At 66.4% G+C, this 16,532-nt stretch carries 18 protein-coding genes; all 18 read right to left on the bottom strand.

Features of this window, described 5'->3' with window-relative positions:
• Positions 1 to 12: 12 nt before the first annotated feature.
• A complete protein-coding gene (locus AC5P7X_RS05025; protein ID WP_495214527.1) occupies positions 13 to 1,902 on the bottom strand; it encodes a hypothetical protein in 1,890 nt (629 codons plus the stop codon).
• A 14-nt stretch (positions 1,903 to 1,916) separates the two neighbouring features.
• Entirely contained in the window at positions 1,917 to 2,258 is a 342-nt protein-coding gene (locus AC5P7X_RS05020) for a hypothetical protein (protein ID WP_495214526.1), read from the bottom strand.
• A 2-nt stretch (positions 2,259 to 2,260) separates the two neighbouring features.
• A complete protein-coding gene (locus AC5P7X_RS05015) occupies positions 2,261 to 3,742 on the bottom strand; it encodes a hypothetical protein (protein ID WP_495214525.1) in 1,482 nt (493 codons plus the stop codon).
• Positions 3,739 to 4,479, bottom strand: a complete 741-nt coding sequence (locus tag AC5P7X_RS05010; RefSeq protein ID WP_495214524.1) for a hypothetical protein — start codon at positions 4,477 to 4,479, stop codon at positions 3,739 to 3,741. Before AC5P7X_RS05010 ends, AC5P7X_RS05015 begins: the two co-directional genes overlap by 4 nt.
• Position 4,480: 1 nt before the next feature.
• Positions 4,481 to 4,951 carry a hypothetical protein gene (locus AC5P7X_RS05005; RefSeq protein ID WP_495214522.1) on the bottom strand — a complete coding sequence of 157 codons (471 nt, stop codon included), beginning with the start codon at positions 4,949 to 4,951 and terminating at the stop codon, positions 4,481 to 4,483.
• A gap of 16 nt (positions 4,952 to 4,967) precedes the next feature.
• The gene (locus AC5P7X_RS05000; RefSeq protein WP_336357348.1) at positions 4,968 to 5,441 is read right to left on the bottom strand and encodes a hypothetical protein; all 474 of its coding nucleotides are present in this window, start codon (positions 5,439 to 5,441) and stop codon (positions 4,968 to 4,970) included.
• Positions 5,442 to 5,449: 8 nt separating this feature from the next.
• Entirely contained in the window at positions 5,450 to 7,315 is a 1,866-nt protein-coding gene (locus tag AC5P7X_RS04995; RefSeq protein WP_495214521.1) for a hypothetical protein, read from the bottom strand.
• A gap of 35 nt (positions 7,316 to 7,350) precedes the next feature.
• Positions 7,351 to 7,983 (bottom strand): hypothetical protein, encoded by a 633-nt coding sequence (locus tag AC5P7X_RS04990; RefSeq protein WP_495214520.1) that lies wholly within the window; start codon positions 7,981 to 7,983, stop codon positions 7,351 to 7,353.
• 196 nt (positions 7,984 to 8,179) lie between these two features.
• Complete coding sequence (locus tag AC5P7X_RS04985; RefSeq protein WP_495214519.1) at positions 8,180 to 9,493, bottom strand: hypothetical protein; 1,314 nt, start codon at positions 9,491 to 9,493, stop codon at positions 8,180 to 8,182.
• Between the two features lies 1 nt (position 9,494).
• Positions 9,495 to 10,175 (bottom strand): phage adaptor protein, encoded by a 681-nt coding sequence (locus tag AC5P7X_RS04980; protein WP_495214518.1) that lies wholly within the window; start codon positions 10,173 to 10,175, stop codon positions 9,495 to 9,497.
• Position 10,176: 1 nt separating this feature from the next.
• A complete protein-coding gene (locus tag AC5P7X_RS04975) occupies positions 10,177 to 10,740 on the bottom strand; it encodes a hypothetical protein (RefSeq protein WP_495214517.1) in 564 nt (187 codons plus the stop codon).
• A 53-nt stretch (positions 10,741 to 10,793) separates the two neighbouring features.
• Positions 10,794 to 11,240 (bottom strand): hypothetical protein, encoded by a 447-nt coding sequence (locus tag AC5P7X_RS04970; protein ID WP_495214516.1) that lies wholly within the window; start codon positions 11,238 to 11,240, stop codon positions 10,794 to 10,796.
• A 71-nt stretch (positions 11,241 to 11,311) separates the two neighbouring features.
• Positions 11,312 to 12,421 (bottom strand): N4-gp56 family major capsid protein, encoded by a 1,110-nt coding sequence (locus tag AC5P7X_RS04965; RefSeq protein WP_005409208.1) that lies wholly within the window; start codon positions 12,419 to 12,421, stop codon positions 11,312 to 11,314.
• Between the two features lie 78 nt (positions 12,422 to 12,499).
• Complete coding sequence (locus tag AC5P7X_RS04960) at positions 12,500 to 12,715, bottom strand: hypothetical protein (protein ID WP_005409207.1); 216 nt, start codon at positions 12,713 to 12,715, stop codon at positions 12,500 to 12,502.
• Positions 12,716 to 12,720: 5 nt separating this feature from the next.
• Positions 12,721 to 13,716: a hypothetical protein gene (locus tag AC5P7X_RS04955; protein WP_495214515.1), complete on the bottom strand. Its 996-nt coding sequence runs from the start codon at positions 13,714 to 13,716 to the stop codon at positions 12,721 to 12,723.
• Positions 13,703 to 15,874 carry a portal protein gene (locus AC5P7X_RS04950; RefSeq protein ID WP_495214513.1) on the bottom strand — a complete coding sequence of 724 codons (2,172 nt, stop codon included), beginning with the start codon at positions 15,872 to 15,874 and terminating at the stop codon, positions 13,703 to 13,705. Before AC5P7X_RS04950 ends, AC5P7X_RS04955 begins: the two co-directional genes overlap by 14 nt.
• Positions 15,874 to 16,347: a hypothetical protein gene (locus tag AC5P7X_RS04945; protein WP_495214512.1), complete on the bottom strand. Its 474-nt coding sequence runs from the start codon at positions 16,345 to 16,347 to the stop codon at positions 15,874 to 15,876. The genes AC5P7X_RS04950 and AC5P7X_RS04945 overlap by 1 nt, the downstream gene beginning before the upstream one ends.
• Positions 16,344 to 16,532 (bottom strand): hypothetical protein, encoded by a 189-nt coding sequence (locus tag AC5P7X_RS04940; RefSeq protein WP_495214511.1) that lies wholly within the window; start codon positions 16,530 to 16,532, stop codon positions 16,344 to 16,346. The genes AC5P7X_RS04945 and AC5P7X_RS04940 overlap by 4 nt, the downstream gene beginning before the upstream one ends.

Genomic DNA, 16,532 nt, shown 5'->3' with positions numbered 1-16,532 from the left:
AGTGGAGGCTGATCACGCGTCCGCGATCTCGCCCTGGAAGCTGTAGTTCTGCGAGCAGGAGTTGGATTTGCTGCGGCCGCTGGAAACACTGGCCCCGTAGTTGACGGCGCTCATCGTGCTGGCGGCGAGCTGGCTGGAGATCTGTGCTTTCGCACGCTGGATCTCCGCCGACTGGGACAGCAAGCCGAGCATCTGCTGGATGCGCATTTGGGCCTGCTGCAGCTGGACGTCGACGTCGGCTCGCTCCCGTGCCAGGCCGAGCTCGAAACTGCGGTCGGCCGCGGCCGATGCCGTCTGCTCTACGCCGGCGTCGGCGCTGTAGATCCGCGCCTTCGCGTCGAATGCTTGGCCGACGGCAGCCAGGCGCGCACGCTCGCCGCTCAGGGTTGCATCCCAACGCATGATGCCGGCGCGCCACACGTCCAGGTCCACCCCATGCTGAGCCATGCGCAGGCGCTCGGCCTCGAATTGCATGTTGTTGCTGGCCGCCCATGCGTCGACGCGCTTGGCGTTGGCGTCGACCAGGGTCCGGTACAGATCCGCCCGTTTGCCCTCGCCCTCCACGCTCGCCGTGTAGCCCTGCCACTCGGCAACGTGGGCGCGCCAGCGCGCCTCGTAGGCGTCGACCTGGGCGCGGTACTTGTCGATTCCGAAGCGGTTGATATCGGCCTGCACCTTCACCGCCTCGACGCGGGTGCGGTAGAAGTCCGCCAGGGTGGTCACGCCGCGGAGCTGGGACTCGTAGAGGCGCACCCGCTGCTCGTTGATCTCACCGCGTGCCCGTTCCCCCTCGATCTGGGCCCGGAATACCTCGACCTTGGCCAGCTCCGCCTGGATGCGATCGCGCAGCACCTGGGCGTCGGTCTGATATGCCTGCAGGCGAGCATTGAACACCGAGATCCGGGCATTCAGCACTGCAATGACCGTCTCGCGCTGGAACGTGGCCGCCTGCAGCATCAACTTCTGTTCATCGGTGTGCAGCTGCGCCAACGTGCCTTCCAGCGCCGCGCCCTGGGCAATGGCCATGCGCTGGTTGGCCAGCGATTCCTCAAACTGCTTGATCGCTGCGTCACGAGAGGCCTCGGCCACGGCACCCTGTCCGGTCTGCCGGACCTCCAGGATCCTGCCGGCCAGCATGCCCTGGGGCTCGGCAAAGCCGCGGGCGGCGAACTCCGAAACCGCCTGGTCCACGTTCCGCTGGGTATCCAGCTCGATGCGGCTGCGGGCTCGCTGGAAGATCGCATCCTCGATGATCCTGGGCAGCGCCTGGCTACCGACGATCATCGGCTTCAGCGTGGCGGTGAGCGTGTCCACCAGCGTGCTGACATAGGGCGCGGCCTCAAACTGCCAGGTATCGTTGAACGGCGGCTCGATGAAGGTCGGCTTCTCCGCCTCAAACTCCGGCAAGACAATGTTCGGCACGTCGGGCAGGTTCAGTGCCTCGAACGTCGGCACCTGCGGCAAGACGTAGGTCGGCTCCGCCGGCAGCACAATCGGCGCCGGATCCACAGGAAGCGTCGGCTCGATCACGTTCGGCGTGGTCGGCTTCGCCCCGAACGCGAGCGTCGGCGGCTGAGCATCGAGCTCCGGCGCCTCGCTGATCGAGATCGGAGCGGCTACGAAGCCGGGCGCGCTAGGCAGCGGCACATCGGGGGCGCGGAATTCCAGTGCCCCTTCATCCAGGTCGGGGCGCCGCGGCCGCTGGAACGTGGCCTGCGGATCGGCAAAGCGGAAGTCGACGTTGAAGTCGATCGGATCCAGCCGAACGCTGTTGAGGCCCTGCAGGTTGGACACGGCCATGTTGTACGTGGTCGAGCCGAGCTCCATGAACTTGTCATGCGCGCTTCCAACCAACGTGATCGCGGCATCAGCCGACAGGTCAGGACACCAGGTAGTTGCCATTCATGCTTCTCCGGTCAGCTCCACAGGACGTAGACCGATACGTCCCAACGATTTGCACCTTGTGTCGCCACGGCGGCAGCCCCATCGGGGCCGTTGTAGCTGGTCTGTTCACCCATGTAGTAGGGCGCATAGCGGTCGCTGTCGATGCGATAGCGCATCTCGAGGGTGCGCCCATCCACGTCGCCCTCGATCTTCAGCAGGAAGTCGGTACCTACGGCGAATCCGGGGAGCTCGGATGCCTCTTCGCCCTCGACCAACCCGTTGTTGAAGGTGAGGATCCAGTCACTGGGCTGAGGGTCTTCGCCGCAGTCCTGCACCAGGTTGAATGGCTCGCGCCAGAAGCAAGGTCCTGCCATGGTCATCCCCTGGTCCGGCGATCAAGATAGATCGGCCTGAAGTCGATGGCTGCGAGCTCGAAGTCGGCGCCGTCCACGTTCTCGATCACGAAGTCGAAGTCGACGGCCTTGATCCCCTTCCCCAGCTTCCAGCGGGTTTCTCGCTCGCTCGATGCCGGTCGCTCCAGGATCCGGTAGATGGCCGCTTCCTTCTGGCCGCTCTGCTCGTTGACCGTGATCACGTGCAGCAGCAGTGCGCCCGTGGCGGTGTAGCCGACGAACGCCTCGGGCAGCCGCTTCAGGCGGCGCGTGCCCAGCGCGGAAAGGCCCAGCCGCAGCCGCGCAGCAATCGGGGTGCCGTCGTCGTCATCGCCGTCAAGCCGATGCAGGCCGTCTGCAGCCGCCGCGTAGTAGCGACCGCCGATGTTGGCGAAGCTGTTGAATGGGTACTGGGTGTAGCGGCTCAGCGCGCGGCTTTCGGTGTTCATGACCCATGCGACGTATTCGCCGGTGTCCAGCGCCAGACGAGTCACGAATCCCAGCCCGTCCTTCAGCAGCTGGGCCAGCTCGGCCGTCGCGCCGCCGGCGGCGCCGACGAGCAGCTGCTCGTCCACCATCACAACGCCGGTACCAGCTTCAAATGCCGCGGCATCAGCCAGCAGGCCGTCCACCACGCGCTCTGCCGCGCGCTGCAGGCTGGCCACTAGGTCAGAGCCCAGCAGTCCATCGGTGACGGTCTCTGTGCGCAGCGCCTCGGTCAGAGCGCCGAACCACAGGCCTCCGGCCAGGACGTTCAACGCGTCTGCGTAGGATGTGACGATCCCCAGCATCAGCAGCCGGTCGATGACGCGTTCCAGCCTGATCGAGTCAGCGCGGATGTCCGGGCTGAAGGCAACCCCCTCTTCGACCAGCAACATGAACACCACCGCCGCTGCGTCCTCCAGGCTCAGCGTGTCCGCCGTCCTGCAGCTGGCCAGCAGCGCGCTGCGCCGGGTCTCGTCGATCGACAGAACTTCGTTCAGCACATGCGTTGGCAGGCTGCTTCGGGTCTCACCGATAGCCAGCGATGAACGCGGCGACGCAAACCAGCGCCCGCCGAACGCAGAGATCATCCGCGGTCGGGCAGACAGGCCTGCATAGGCAAGCGGCGTGGTGACCTGTCGACCGCTGCCATACAGCGCCAGGCGAGCGCCGCCCGCTCCACGGCCGGGGGCCGTCTGGAAGCCTGCAGCGCGCACGCTGACCGCCGCAGCACCGCCGCCGATGTCTCGGTCATAGCCCTGCCCCGATGTGCCCAGGTTCAACGCCACAGCACCGTTGGCAGGAATGACTGGGTCGACGCCGCCGCCGAAGTAGATCTGGCCTCGTCCAGACGAGCCCAGGCGCAGCACGGCGCTGCCGGCGGCATTGAGCGCTTGGCCAAGCCCCACCGTCCTCAGTGTCAGCCGGGCCTCGCCACGCCCCTCGAACTCCGCATGCTGCAGAGGCAGGAACTCGATGGTCATTCGATGAAATCTCCGGTCGCGTAGATTGCACAGCCCACGACCACGGGCCCGTGGCTGGCTTGCTGCGACGTGTAGAAGCGCTGCCCGTTGTGCAGGTAGTGCACGGTCCCACCGACGCGCCTGAGCTCCCACAGGTCCTGGGCGTCGTAGAACCGGATCGGCGACACGCGGCGGCCCCGCTCCAGCACACAGGCCTGCGGCCGGCCTCCCTCGCTTTGGTGGAAGTACAGCCCATGTCGGACCCTGGCAGGGTCGGACAGCTCCGCCTCGTCCAGGATGGCGAGCCCGACCACCACACCCACGGCGCGACTCATCGTCAGCCGCATCACGACATCACCGTCGAGCTCGTCCGCACTGTCAGCGCCGGCATTCCACTCGAAGACCGAGAGGTACTCCCTGCGGGCCGGTACGGCCGGCACCGCCGGCTCCGCCTTCTGCTCTGGGTAGGTGGTGCAGGTGACCGGTCCAGGCGGCGCGGTCTGGACGAACAGGCTCCGGCAGAGCAGGTATCGCACGTAGGTGACACCGTTCTCTTCTTCGTAGCCGAGGATCACGGCGCCCTTCGGCAACTGCACAGCGCCGTTGCGCGGCGCCGGCATCCGGCCTTCGCTGCACTCCTGCCGCCAGTAGCCCTGCGCCGGCGACGCACCGCACACGGTGTAGGACGCCCGGTAAGGCACTGCCGGTTTCGCGGGCTGAGGCGGAACGTACCTGGAGACTGGCGGCTTCGACAGCATGTCAGCTCGCCTGGTCGGCAACCACGTTGAAGATGCTCACGCCCGTGCTGTTGCTGCCGTTGGCAGTCATCACGTCACTGCTGAACAACACGGCAGCATTGGAGGCAGGGCCACCCGCCGTGCCCTGCAGACGAACGCCGGTGGAGGAACCGCGGCCATCGTCTGCCGATGAGCAGAAGCGGTAGAACGAAGGGGAAAGGCTCGGCGCGCCGGCATTGGCCCCGTCGAACTCGATCAGGCCCTCCCACTCTTCGCTCGGCGCCTTCGGCAATACGTTGCCAACGGGCGCGGAGAAGGTCAGGCCACCGCCGGCAACGGAGAGCTTCGCCAACTGCGTGTGACTTCCGACCATGTCGAGCGGATCGTCGGCGGTGGCGGGCACGGGACCAGCGAACACGTAGAGGTGGCCGCCGTCGAGGGCATTCTTGACCTGCGCAAGCAGGGCCTGCGCGAGGGGGATGGAGATCGTCATGATGCTTTTTCCTTTGTCAGAGCGGGGGGATCGCAAACCACCATTCACCGATCTCGATGCTGGTGTCGGTGGCCATGGCCAGGGTGGGCAGGCGCATCTGGAAGTCGCCCGGGCTGTCGTCGTCCAGCCCAATCGCGCCATCGATACGGGGGGATTCGAAGGAAATCGCGCCGGCATCGGGCGCATTGCCCAGCAGCCGGAACCAGCCGGCGGTGCCGGCGGCGAGCCCACGTAGCACCCAGCGCTGGGCAGGATCCTTGTAAACGTAGCGGCCGTTGCGAACGAAGCTCAGGCCACTGGCCGATACGCCGGGCTGCCAGATCCCGCCGTCAACGGTGATTCTCGCCAGCAACGCACCGGTGGCCGGCATGTCTGCTGTTTCCGGCTGGGGCCCGGTGCGGATCTCGATGCACCCGGCGCGGAAGATCCCCTCGAATGCCGACGGACCAAGGATCGATGCCTCGAACCCCGTGGAAGTGTTCACGGCCATGAAAGCTCCTAGATGGGCTTGGGTAGGACGGTCAGCGGGTAGAAGCGCCTGTCGCCGGCAGTAACGCCGAGCAACGCCCCCAGGTCATGACCCGTTAGGTAGTTCAGGGCGCCGTTGTAGGCGCCAGGTATCGAGACGCAGTAGCGCCCCTTGTTGTAGTTCCAGCCCCCTGCCCAGTCGAAGCCGAGGAAGTCCCTCACGCCCTGGCGGTCCATCATCAGCGGCACCAGCAGCGAGGAACCGCTGAAGGCGATCAGGCCCTCACGGGGGTGCTTGTTCCAGAGCACACCGGTCTGGTTCGGCGTGCGCGGTCCCCACCCGGATCCGCTGGCACCGACCCAGTAGCTGCCGAAGACGAGGCCATCTGTGACGGCGCCAGGGGCGCGGGTGTCCAGGGCCGGAAAGGGGGCTCCGGTGCCGGAGCTCGGATCCCATGCAACAGGCTCGAGTTGGCCATACACCATCCGGCCCGCCATGTACGCGAACGCCTGAATCGTGTGGGCGCCGTTAAGTCCCTGGATTCGCCATCCCGAGAATAGGTTGTGGCGCACGTCCATGTACGCCAAGAGGTGATAGTCCTGGCGGTCATTGCCGACCTCGAAGTCCCGATCGATCAAGGTGATCTCGCCGCCGTCGAATTCCAGCACCACCGACACGCGCACCATGCCCTGGTAGTTGTTCGCCTCCACAGCAAACCGACCCTCGCTCCGCCGCAGCGCCAGGTAGGCGTCTTTCCGCTCCATGCCGGCGAAGTCGGACGCAACCAAGCCACGCGTGGGTGCGACCAATGCGAAGTCGCCGCCGCTGCTTGCGTAGTTGCCCTGCAGATAATCAGCCTGGACCGCGGTATGCGTGATGCCGCTGTCGGAGATCTCCACCTCCTGGGTCATGGTGTTGATCAACGCAGCAGCAAGGGTCTGCTCGCTGCTGACGGTACGGATTGCCCGCGTGCCATCACCGTTGAAGAACCACGGCATGGCCGAGTCGGTGAACGTGTTCCCTGATGTGCTGCCCTCGGGGTTGATTTGCCCGGGCGTCATGCCCAGCAGACGATGGCTGCCGGGCTCGATGAGCCAGTCACCCTTCTGAGGCGTCCCCTCGTTGCGATGCAACCTGAAGGCAACGAAGGCCGACTGCGCGGTGGTGGGCTGGCCCTGGGTGTAGTTCGTGAATGCCACCAGCAGTTCTTGGACGCCGGCCGACGTCTTGCGCACGCAGGCCGAGTTGACGCGCCACGAAAGGTATTCGGGCGGATCCTGTTGCAGTTCCGCGCCGTAAGAGATCCGATCGAACAGCGCCTGGCCTTGCTGCAGCACCCAGCGCGCGCCGATGTCGAGCAAGGCTACGTCGTGCACGTACCTCGAGCAAAAACCGTAGAACGACAGGGCCAGGTCCTCGCCGTCCTTCCAATCGATGTTCCCGAAGAAGTACAGCCCGTCGGGATACAGATCTGGCCGGTTGTAGCTTTCGTAGCGAGCGCCCTGGATCTGGTCGACCACGTCCCATCGCCGCCAGTAACGAGTCACCACCTGGCTGCCAGCGAACTCCAGCCACGCGGTCGGATCGTTGCCTGTCGGATCCACCTGCGTGCCGCGTTGCGCCGGATCGCCTGTGGGCACGTCCCATCGCGGCCAGAGGATAAAGCCGCCCCGGGGCTCCGGCGGCTCTTCTTCCGGCGGCGGGCCTGGAGCGATGATCGTCACCCGCGGCAATTCACCGATCTTCTCGGCCAGCAGGACAGTGCCGTCTTGCAGCTCCCGACGCAGGTTCGCGATTCCGAGGCCATTCCGTTTCGCCTCTTCGAGCACGAAACCCAGCAGCTTCCTTGCTTCCGGGACGTACCGAGCCGCCACCTCCCGATCGCCAACGACCACGATCGGCGTCCACCCGCTATACCGCGGTCCGCTCATCACGTGACGTCGCCCTCGTCCTTGGCCGACAGCACGTATTCCAGCGCCAGCTTGTCGCCGGCAAGCTGGTTGGTGCGCGGCGTTGCGAAGCGGGTGGCGGCGATCAGGATGTTCGCCGTAGCGCCCTTGGCCGAGCCCGTCAGCAGGCCGATGCCGTAGAGGTTGTAGGGCCCGCCTGCCGAGTAGACCAGCGTCGCGGCGGCAAGGGCGGCGCTATTGCCAATCGCCTCAGCCGTCGAAGGTGTCGTGGTCCAGGGCAGGCGGCTGGCATTGGTATACGCCGTGAACTCGGTGGCCACGTCCTTGAAGGTGGCGCCCTTCCAGTCCGCCGCCGGCGTCACGTTGCCCTCGAATGGCGCCAGGTAGAAGGCTGTCTGCTGGCTGGCCCCGCCGAGCGCGGCATTGAGGAAGTAGTTCAGACCTTCCTTGACCAGTCGATTCGGGTCGACCTGCCACGGCCCGAACTCGCCTCCCGCTGCTGCGTGGGCGTGCCGGAAGGTCCCGCCGATGGACGCGCGCGCACCTGGCAGGTAGATGCCCGACTCGGACAGCTCATACTTGTGCTGGCGGATTGCGCGAATGGCGTCGCGCCCCACCGTGCCCAGATTCTGCAGGGCCTTCATGATCTTCATCGGTTTGCTCCTTCGGTGGTTACCATTTGCCCGCGGGGCAGGAAGCCCCTTGGAATCGGGTCTTGCTTGCCAGGGGACAGCTGCAGAGGCTGCAGCGCAGAAAAAGGCGACGTCCGAGCCGCTCGGCGTTCGGACAGGCACGGCAGATCTCCAGGCGACGCTTCACGTCGTCTGGCTTGGCCAACACAGCCATGGCTCAGGGGTCTCGGTGGATGACGTGGGCGACTGCCCGGTCGGTGACGGCCAGCGCCTGGCCCTTGGGTGCCCGCAGCGCCGCGACGAGCTGGCTCAGTCCGTCCTGCTGGCGCAGCAGCAGCGCGGCATGATCGGCGTCATCGACGACCGCCTCGCCCTTCTTCAGCACCTGCACCTGGCCGCCCGGCAGCCCGATGCAGAAATAGCCGTCGCGGGCGAGCCAGATCAGCACCGGTGCCGCGGACTGCAGTCCAATCACGTCACCGTTGACGACCATGGCCGATCCTGGCACCGCGCCGCTACCGCGTGCGACTGCCTGGGTGAAATCCTTGGGGTCCGCGCCGGCGTACCAGTAGGTGCGCGCGCCGGCGGCGACGTAGAGGCCTGCACCATCCGCGGCCCCGTCGCCAATGGGTTCCATCAGATCGATCGGCGCGTTGAAGCGCATGCGGTTGGTCGCTGGCCGGAATATGCCGTAGCGCAGAGCCTCCGACCACAACACCTCTTGGCCACTGGCTACGAACTGCCGGCCGTGCGCACCGCGCACGATGTGGCCCGGTGGCAGCGGCCGCAGGAACTGCGTGGTGAGCGCCCTCCCCTCGCCCGGCGCCAGCACCGGTGCCGAGCGGGTGCCGGCGGGCAGGATGACGTACTGCCGCATCACCTGGTCATTCGGCCCGGAGACGTAAACCGCGACCGAGACCGTGTCCGGCGCCACCGGCAGCGGGATGTCACTGATCTCGAACCCGTCGCCCTCGGCAACGTCGATCGCAGCGGCCAGGGTGCTGCCCGACTCCCGGCCCAGCCGATCAATGAAGGTAACTGCTACCTGGTACCGGCCTGCCGCTAGGGCGCTGTCAGATGACCGAGTCAGCAGCGGCTGACCCGCGGGGTGTTCCGGAGACCAGGCCTGCGCCTGCAGATCAATGTCGAGGACGCCGCTGGCGGTGCTGTTGCTGAAGAAGACGCGATCGCCGATCAGCGCATAGCTCAGCGGATCCAGACCAACGTCGATGCCCAGCGCTTCCACGCGCTCATCTTCATGCAGGGCATGCAACTGACCGCCATCGACGAAGAGCCCATACTGCAGGTGCTCATGGCTCCACAGCGAATGGGTCAGCGCGCCAGGCCGGAAACGCTGATGCCCGCGCCGGCGTTGGGGCCGACCAGCAGCGTCCAGGTCGACGTTGTCCGCCTCACGCAGCGCGCGCGGGATCCCGTTCTCATCGGTCGGCAGCGCCCCTTCTCCGGCCACGTTGTTGATGCCCAGGGGCCACGGGCCCGCTGCGCGGAGATCTTCATCGCGAACGGACATGTCAGAACCACATGGGTTGGGTGCCGGTGGCAGGATCGGTCGACAGCTGCTGCAGCGCGCGCGCTGTGGGCCGCTCGCCGAAGTAATCCTCGAACAGTGCAAGGTGGCGGTCGGCGTCCGAGGTACTGCGCTGCTCCGAATCGCGCTTGTTCAGGGCCCGCCAGCAGGCCCAGTGCACGAGCTTCCGGTGGTGGATGGCATCGATCACCGGCTCGTCCTCACTGGCTTCCATCGCCTCGGCAGCCTCCGGCACGCGCCAGAGGGTGAGCTGCAGCACGTCGGCCTCCGCCGGCACCGGGCTGACGGACACCTCGCGGGCATGCCGATCGCGCACCAGGTACTCCGGACGCCCTGCCTCGGTACGCCAGTGGCAGTGCCAACCGTCCAGAGCGGCGGTGGTGGTCCTGCAGAGCGGGTCGGACAGGTTGCTGGCCAGCACCGCGCGCCGGATCACGTACACGGTTGGATGAAGCGGGTAGTCGGCCCGGCCCGGCTCCAGGGTGATGTGGCAAATATCAGGGCGGCCGCTCTCCACGAGCAGCCGCGCCCGAATGCACGCCTCTTCCACAGCTTCGTTGAGGTGGCGGGTCAGCGCGGCGTCACTCCACAGGTAGGGAGCCACGTCGTCGTCGAGCTCTTCCCGGCATTCCTCGATCAACTGGCTGAGGGTGCGCGCCTCCACGTCAGGCCTCCTCGAGCGCCTGGCTCAGCACCTTCAGGGTGGTGCCGCGCTGGTCAGGCTCCGGCTTGGACAGCTCCAGGTCGAGAGCGGCCTTGATCACGACCTTGGCGATGCCGCCCTTGGCCAGCTCGGCCTTCAGCTTCTGCCAGCTCAGTCCGTTCAGTTGCGCAGCCGCTTCGACGATCTCCGGCGGCAGCGTAGCTGCGACGTTCGCGCCCACCGGCGGCTCGCTGCTGCCGGTGTCGGTGCTCGTGGTGGTGCTGCCCCCTGCGCCATCGCCGCCAGCATCGTCACCGGTGTTGCTCACAACCGGCGCCGTTGGCGGCAGTTGGCCTGCGGCCAGGTCGACAGGCGGTACCGGCTTGCTGGTGGTCTGCAGGCTCTGGGCCCGGGCGATGTAGTAGGCCTCCGGGATGCCCAGCAGCCGCTGGATGTGGTCGGAGTTGTCGACGTCGGCGACGTGCTCCGAATCGGCATTGGCGGGATCGATCGGCACGAAGAAGTACACGTTGCCGTCCAGCTCAACGGGCGCATTCGGGCGCTTGAACTTGCATGCAATCAGCATGGGATGCTCCTGGTAGGCGGGGCTGCAGCCGCAGCCCCGCTACGGTTGGGGGCTCAGGCCGGGAATGCAGCCAGGCGCAGGATCAGCTCGCCCTGCTGGGCACCGGGGGCGGTATTGAGCTTCACGTACACCGGGCGGTTCACCGGCTTGGAGCCCACGGCCTCTGCGATCAGGTGCAGGGACATCGGGATGAAGGCCGCGGTATCGGCGACCACTGCGGTCGGCGCAATGACGGTATTGCCGGCCGCAGAGGCGCCGTCGAGCGCGTCGGGGATGAAGACGGTGACGTTCTGCGCGGCCAGCTTGCCGCCGGCGTCCAGCTTGGCGAACAGGCCCGAGCCCTGGCTGTGCAGCTTGTGGTTGGCCGGCAGCTCACCGATCAACACCAGATCGCCATCCGCACCGGCCTCAACCGGCCAGCTGTAGTCGTTGACCACCAGCAGGCCGGCGGCCGGCGACGATGCGCCGCTGTTGCGGCCAATTGCGAGTTTCGTGGACATGGATTTCTCCTGCGAAGAATGTAGGTTCTGGACGCAAGAGCCCCGGCATGCCGGGGCTCTTGGTGTGAGGCTTACTGCGGGTTCGGATCAGCCGCGGCGGTATCCAGGGCGATCGTGCCGAAGTCCTTGCCGTTGAAGCGCGTCTTCTTGATGCCGAAGATGGCGCCGGCGCAGATCTCGATGTCGTTGCCGTGGTCGAGCGGAACCTCGGACCAGTCGAAGCGCAGACCGTTGCCGGGCGAACCGAAGGCCAACACAAGGGCCTGGCGGCCCAGGTACAGCGCGCGAGCCGCTGCAACGTTGCCGCCGGCGCCGTAGTCCCCGAAGCGCACCACGGACTTGTGCTTGTGCAGGATCGTGTTGCCGATCATGCCCAGGTTGTCCTTGAAGATCGGGTTGCTGGCACCTTCAGCAGCTGCAGCCGCCTTCTGGATGTCCAACCAGTTGCCCGGATCCGTGGAGGTCTTCAGGTCATGCGCCTGGAACGGGTGCATGACGGTGACGAAGTGCTCGCCACCGGCAATGGTGATCGGCTGGATCTCCGCCACCTGGGTCGAACCGCCGCCCTGCGAAGCGGCCTTGGTGTTGGCGCGCTCGATCAGGACTCGGCTCATCTTGCCGGCCGAGGTCAGCGATGCCTTGCTGGCGCCGTCGCCGAACAGGATGTGCGAGCTGTCCGGCGTCTCGAACGGGTTGCCTGCGCGGCCGGCGTAGTTCAGCGGGACGTTGTAGTCCTCGTTGATGCCGCGGGCGCCCGAGCCGTACATGAAGAAGAGCTCGTCGTAGAAGCGCGCCCAGAACTCCGTCAGGCGATTGCGGCCGACCTTGCGCAGGTCGTGGACGGTGCGCTTGCGGCTCATACGGCCACCGCAGCTGACCGGCTTACGCGCCTGGTCGATGAAGACCTTGTCGGTGAAGAAGTCGAGCTTCTCGCCCTTGCCCTCGGCTTTCTGGTCGCCTTCGATGACGCCACCGGACAGCTGCACGGACAGGTCGTAGCTGATGGTGTCGCCGGCTTCCTGTTCCAGGTCGGTCTGCAGCATGACCGGCATCGAGGTCTCCGACCCCTTGCCCATCATCTTGCGCGTCCAGTAGGACTGTTTGGATACCGAAACCATGAGGTCCGCAGACCACAGCTTCCGGGCCTTGGGGTCGTTCAGACCCACGATCGTCTGTGCCATGTTGCTTCTCCAGGGAGATCACGGCACTTCTGCGCCTCTGTCGTTGACCCGCACTGCTGCGCAGGTGTTTGAGGATGTTCAGCCCGTTGTGGGCGTTGGCCGGCGCGCCACGCGCTGCAGCGCGCCGCCAGTAGGTTGCTGCTCACCGGCTCGCGTGATGGTCACCGGGGTGTTGGATTCGATGATCACCCGCGAGCGCTTTCCGCTCTTCTCGGTGAAGGTGATCGATGCGCCTGAGCCCGACGGGATCAGGACCACGTCGCCGGGCTCCAGGGTGGTGTGCAGCTTGGGCATGAGGCTCAGTTGTCCGCCACGAAGGAGCCCGGCACGTCGCGCAGGATGCGATCGCGTTCACTCTCCGACTTGCCTGCCAGGAATGACTCGATGTCCTCGATGTTGTCCATTCCAGCGGCCGCATCGGCGGTCGAGCGGGAGGTGGGATCCGCCGCCGCCGGCACTGTGCTCAGCGTGGCTGGCACGTCTCCCAGCGGCGCGCTGCGATCCGGCTTCGCCGGCGCCTGCGCTACGGGCGGCGCGGTCGCGGCGGCGGATGCCTGCAGCAGGCCCTCGGTCACCAGCAGGTCGCGCGCGCCGGCCAGGATGTCCCAGTCGGTCAGCTGCCGGCCGGAAGCCGCGGCGTCATTCACCACCGACTGCATCGCCTGCTCCCACGCAGCGAAGCGGATCGGGCTTGCGGCGATCGCGGCATTTTCCGGCCGGGAGAGGAACTGGCGCTGCAGATAGGCCCAGGACTGGTCTGCGTTCTGCTGGCTGAGCTGCTGCTGCAGGGTGGCGATGTCCTGGGCACGCTCGACGCGGCTGCGCTCGTCGCGCAGATCCTCGTACTGCTGCTCATACACCTCATCCTCGACGTCGCCGGCCTTGTACTTCTCCTTCAACGCCTGGAGCTTGCCATTGATCTCGCTGATTTCCTTGCCATAGTCGCGTTCGTCCGCTGCGTAGGTCGGCACGAAGGGGGTGGCCGGCGGCGGCTCAGACGCTGCCGGCGCAGCAGGGGTCGCCCCTTCCGCAGCAGCTGCAGCGGCAGCAGCTGCCGCTGCATCGGGCTGCGCCGAACCGTCGGCTGGAGCGGCTGCTGCTGGTGCAGCTGATCCATCGCCGGCCGGCGTGGCGGTCGCGGTGGCGGCTGCCGCCGCGTCGGGGGTGCCGGGTGCTGCGGCGGCGTCGCCAGCGGTCGCACCGTCAGCGCTGGCCAGCGCCGCACGCTCGCCCTCGGTCATTTCCAGTTCGTTCGCGGCCAGCGACTGCTGGCCCGCGTTGTCAGGCTGCTGCATGAGCGGTTTCCTCGGGGGTCTGTTGGGTGCTCAGGAGGCGGTCAGCCGCCGGAGCGAGGGGGAGCAGGATCTCGATCAGCTCGGCGACGTTGAGGGCGTCGCCCTTGGTCTTGATCTGCAAAGCCTTGGCCTTGGCCATGATCTCTTCGCGCTTGGCCTCGTCCAGTCCGACCTTGGCCATGCGCTCGCGCAGGGCGACCTCGCGGTCCTGGGCTTCCTGCTGCTGACGCGCCTGCGCCTCGGGGCTGTCGACGTCCTGGTCATTGTCCGACTGGCCGGTGATCTTGCGGATGCGCTGCACCACCTCGTCCTTGCCCGGCATGTCGATCATGTCAAAGGCCAGGTCGAGCAACTGGATAGACATCTCCGGAGGCAGCTTGCCCAGCATGTCGAAGAACTGCTCGGCGAAGGCCTGGCGCATCGACTCGCGGAAGTCCTGCTGGTCGACGATGAAATCGGCCTGGTTGCGGCTGATGTCGTTGTCGACCACCCAGACGTTGTTGAGCGTGTCCAGACGGAGCTGGTTGATCACGCGCCAGTCCAGCCCCTTGCGCTCGCCTACGATGCGGAACTGCCGTTCCTCGGTCATGAACTGCTCAGTGAGCGATAACTGTTTTTCACCGCTGAGCTGGATGCCCAGGCGGTAGTTGTCGAACAGCTCCGCGGTGCTCACGGCGCCTTCCTGCTGCTTGGCCAGGATCGCCCGGCCGCTGGCCGCGTTGGTCTCGCGGCCCAGGAGCTCGCGGTTCACACCGGAGCCGTCATGGATGTGCGCCGCGTCCAGCTCCAGCAGCTTGATCTGAGCCTCGGCCACATCGAGGTTGCGCTCGACTTTGATCTTGTTCAGGCCACCATTCTTCAGCGGGATCGCGCCATTGGGCTTGGCGATCTCGCGCTTCGCTTCGTCAACGCGATCCTCATCGATGGCGCCTTCCTCGTAGAACAGCTGATTGGTGCTCAGCGCCCAGAGCAGCTTGCTCATGCGCTTGTTCAGATCTTCCTGCGAGTCGCGCACGCCGCGGACCAGGCCGTATTCCATCCCGTCGCGGTTGCGGCGGTAGCACCAGTACGGGGTGTAGGGGAACCGACCATGCCGGAATGGGCTGCGTTTGAGCTGCAGCAGGCCGCCCTCGGTGAAGATCGCGCACCACATTTCCTCGACCACGGCGTCGGAGAGCGAGTAGACCGGCGAGGCCTGGCCCTTCATTGCTGCCAGCGCCGCCTGGTGGTCGGGGTTGTTCGGGTCGAAGCGATCGCCCCGGAATTCGCCACCCCACAGCCGCTTGTGCGCGACTGGGCGTTTGAACCAGCACTCGATCAGACGGACCCGAAGCCGACACCGGCTATCCAGGGAGGCCCGGCCGGTGATGCGACGGCCGGTCACGGTATGGCCGCGGCTGTCGTAGCGGCGGAAGACCTGGGGCAGGTCCAGCTCTTCGTCGAAGGCACCGTTGTCGCCGTCGTAGTGGTCCTGAGCCGCCCGGTTCACCAGCTCGATGCGATCGGGGAACATCGCTTCGGAATAGTCCAGGTCGGCGAACTTCTCCCGCAGCAGAAAGCGGCAGTCGCTCAGGTCCAATGCGCGGCTGACCGGATCCCGCCGCATCTGCCGCCACGGAATGTGGCCCACCATCACCGGCTCGTCCGCTCGATCGGTCCGGATCGATTCCTCGGTCCAGCCGCATCCGGCGATCGCTGCGTCCTTGAAGGCCTGGCTGCGCGCCCACGGCACCCGGTTGGTGTCGCTGAGGTACTTCATCAGCTCCGACTTCACCGCAGCAATGTCGACATCGTCCTCCGCGCGGGGGTGCACCACGCCATCGATGCGGGTGCGTCGCTCCGTGCCGATGACCCAGTCGATGGCCATCTTGATCTTGTTGTAGGTCAGCGGCGCCTGGTGCCGGGCAGCCAGGACAGCGCGGTCTTCGTCCGACCACTGGATGTGGTCGTAGAAGTCGTAGTCCAGCATCTGCTCGATGCGGTTGTCGTAGAACGCATCGAGGGCGGTGTACCAGTAGTCCAGCAGCTTCGCGTGGAGGCGCCGGTTCTCCAGGCTGTCCAGCGGGTGGCCCTCAACATCTGGAGGCGCTGCGGTGGCCACGTCGGCGGCGCCGGGGTCGTAGGCCGGCTCGCTCCGCAAGTTCTCGATCGTCTGCATCAGTTCACCTTCTGCCCGTTGATCTTGATCTGGATCCCCATCCGGGCCATCTCGGCGAGCCACTGCTCCCGGGTCTGCTCCGCCGGCGGCCGCAAGTTCTTCACGTCATCGCAGAATTCAAGGATGGCGTCGTGGATGCGGTGCCGGTAGGCGGGGACGTCCAGGCCGTAGAGGGCAACCGAGGCGTTCTGCAGGCGAGCGACCATGTCGCCGATGTGGTGGTGCCGGCCCCGATCCCTGTCCTCCGGGCGGAAGATCCAGAAGTCGCGGAACGGCACCAGGTAGGCCGGGCTGCCATAGGCGATCATCCCGGTCACGGGGTTCATACCCTCGACGCGGCGGTTTTCGTTCCGGATATACAGGGCCGCGTCGTCGTCGCCATCGCGCACGATGTGGGTCAGGTAGAGGGTGAGGTCCCCCTTCTTGCCACACCATACGAAGCCATCAGGGGCGAGCTCGACCTCGGCGCTCATGCTTCTGCTCCCAGCAGCTCCAGGGCTGCGTCCAGCTCTTCCACTACCGCCGCGGCGGCCTGGTCCGGTGACAGGACGTGGTCCTCGACCAGGCTGCCGTGGTTCTCGCCTCCTGGCAGGTACCGCGCGTAGGCGCGGGCCTGCTGCAGATGGATGGCCAACTGCTCGACGTCACGCTCTTCCAC

This window comes from Stenotrophomonas sp. YJH_SMC_53, from assembly GCF_059369995.1.
The sequence above is the reverse complement of the archived record's forward strand: the minus strand, read 5'-3'. Positions and strand labels throughout refer to the sequence as shown.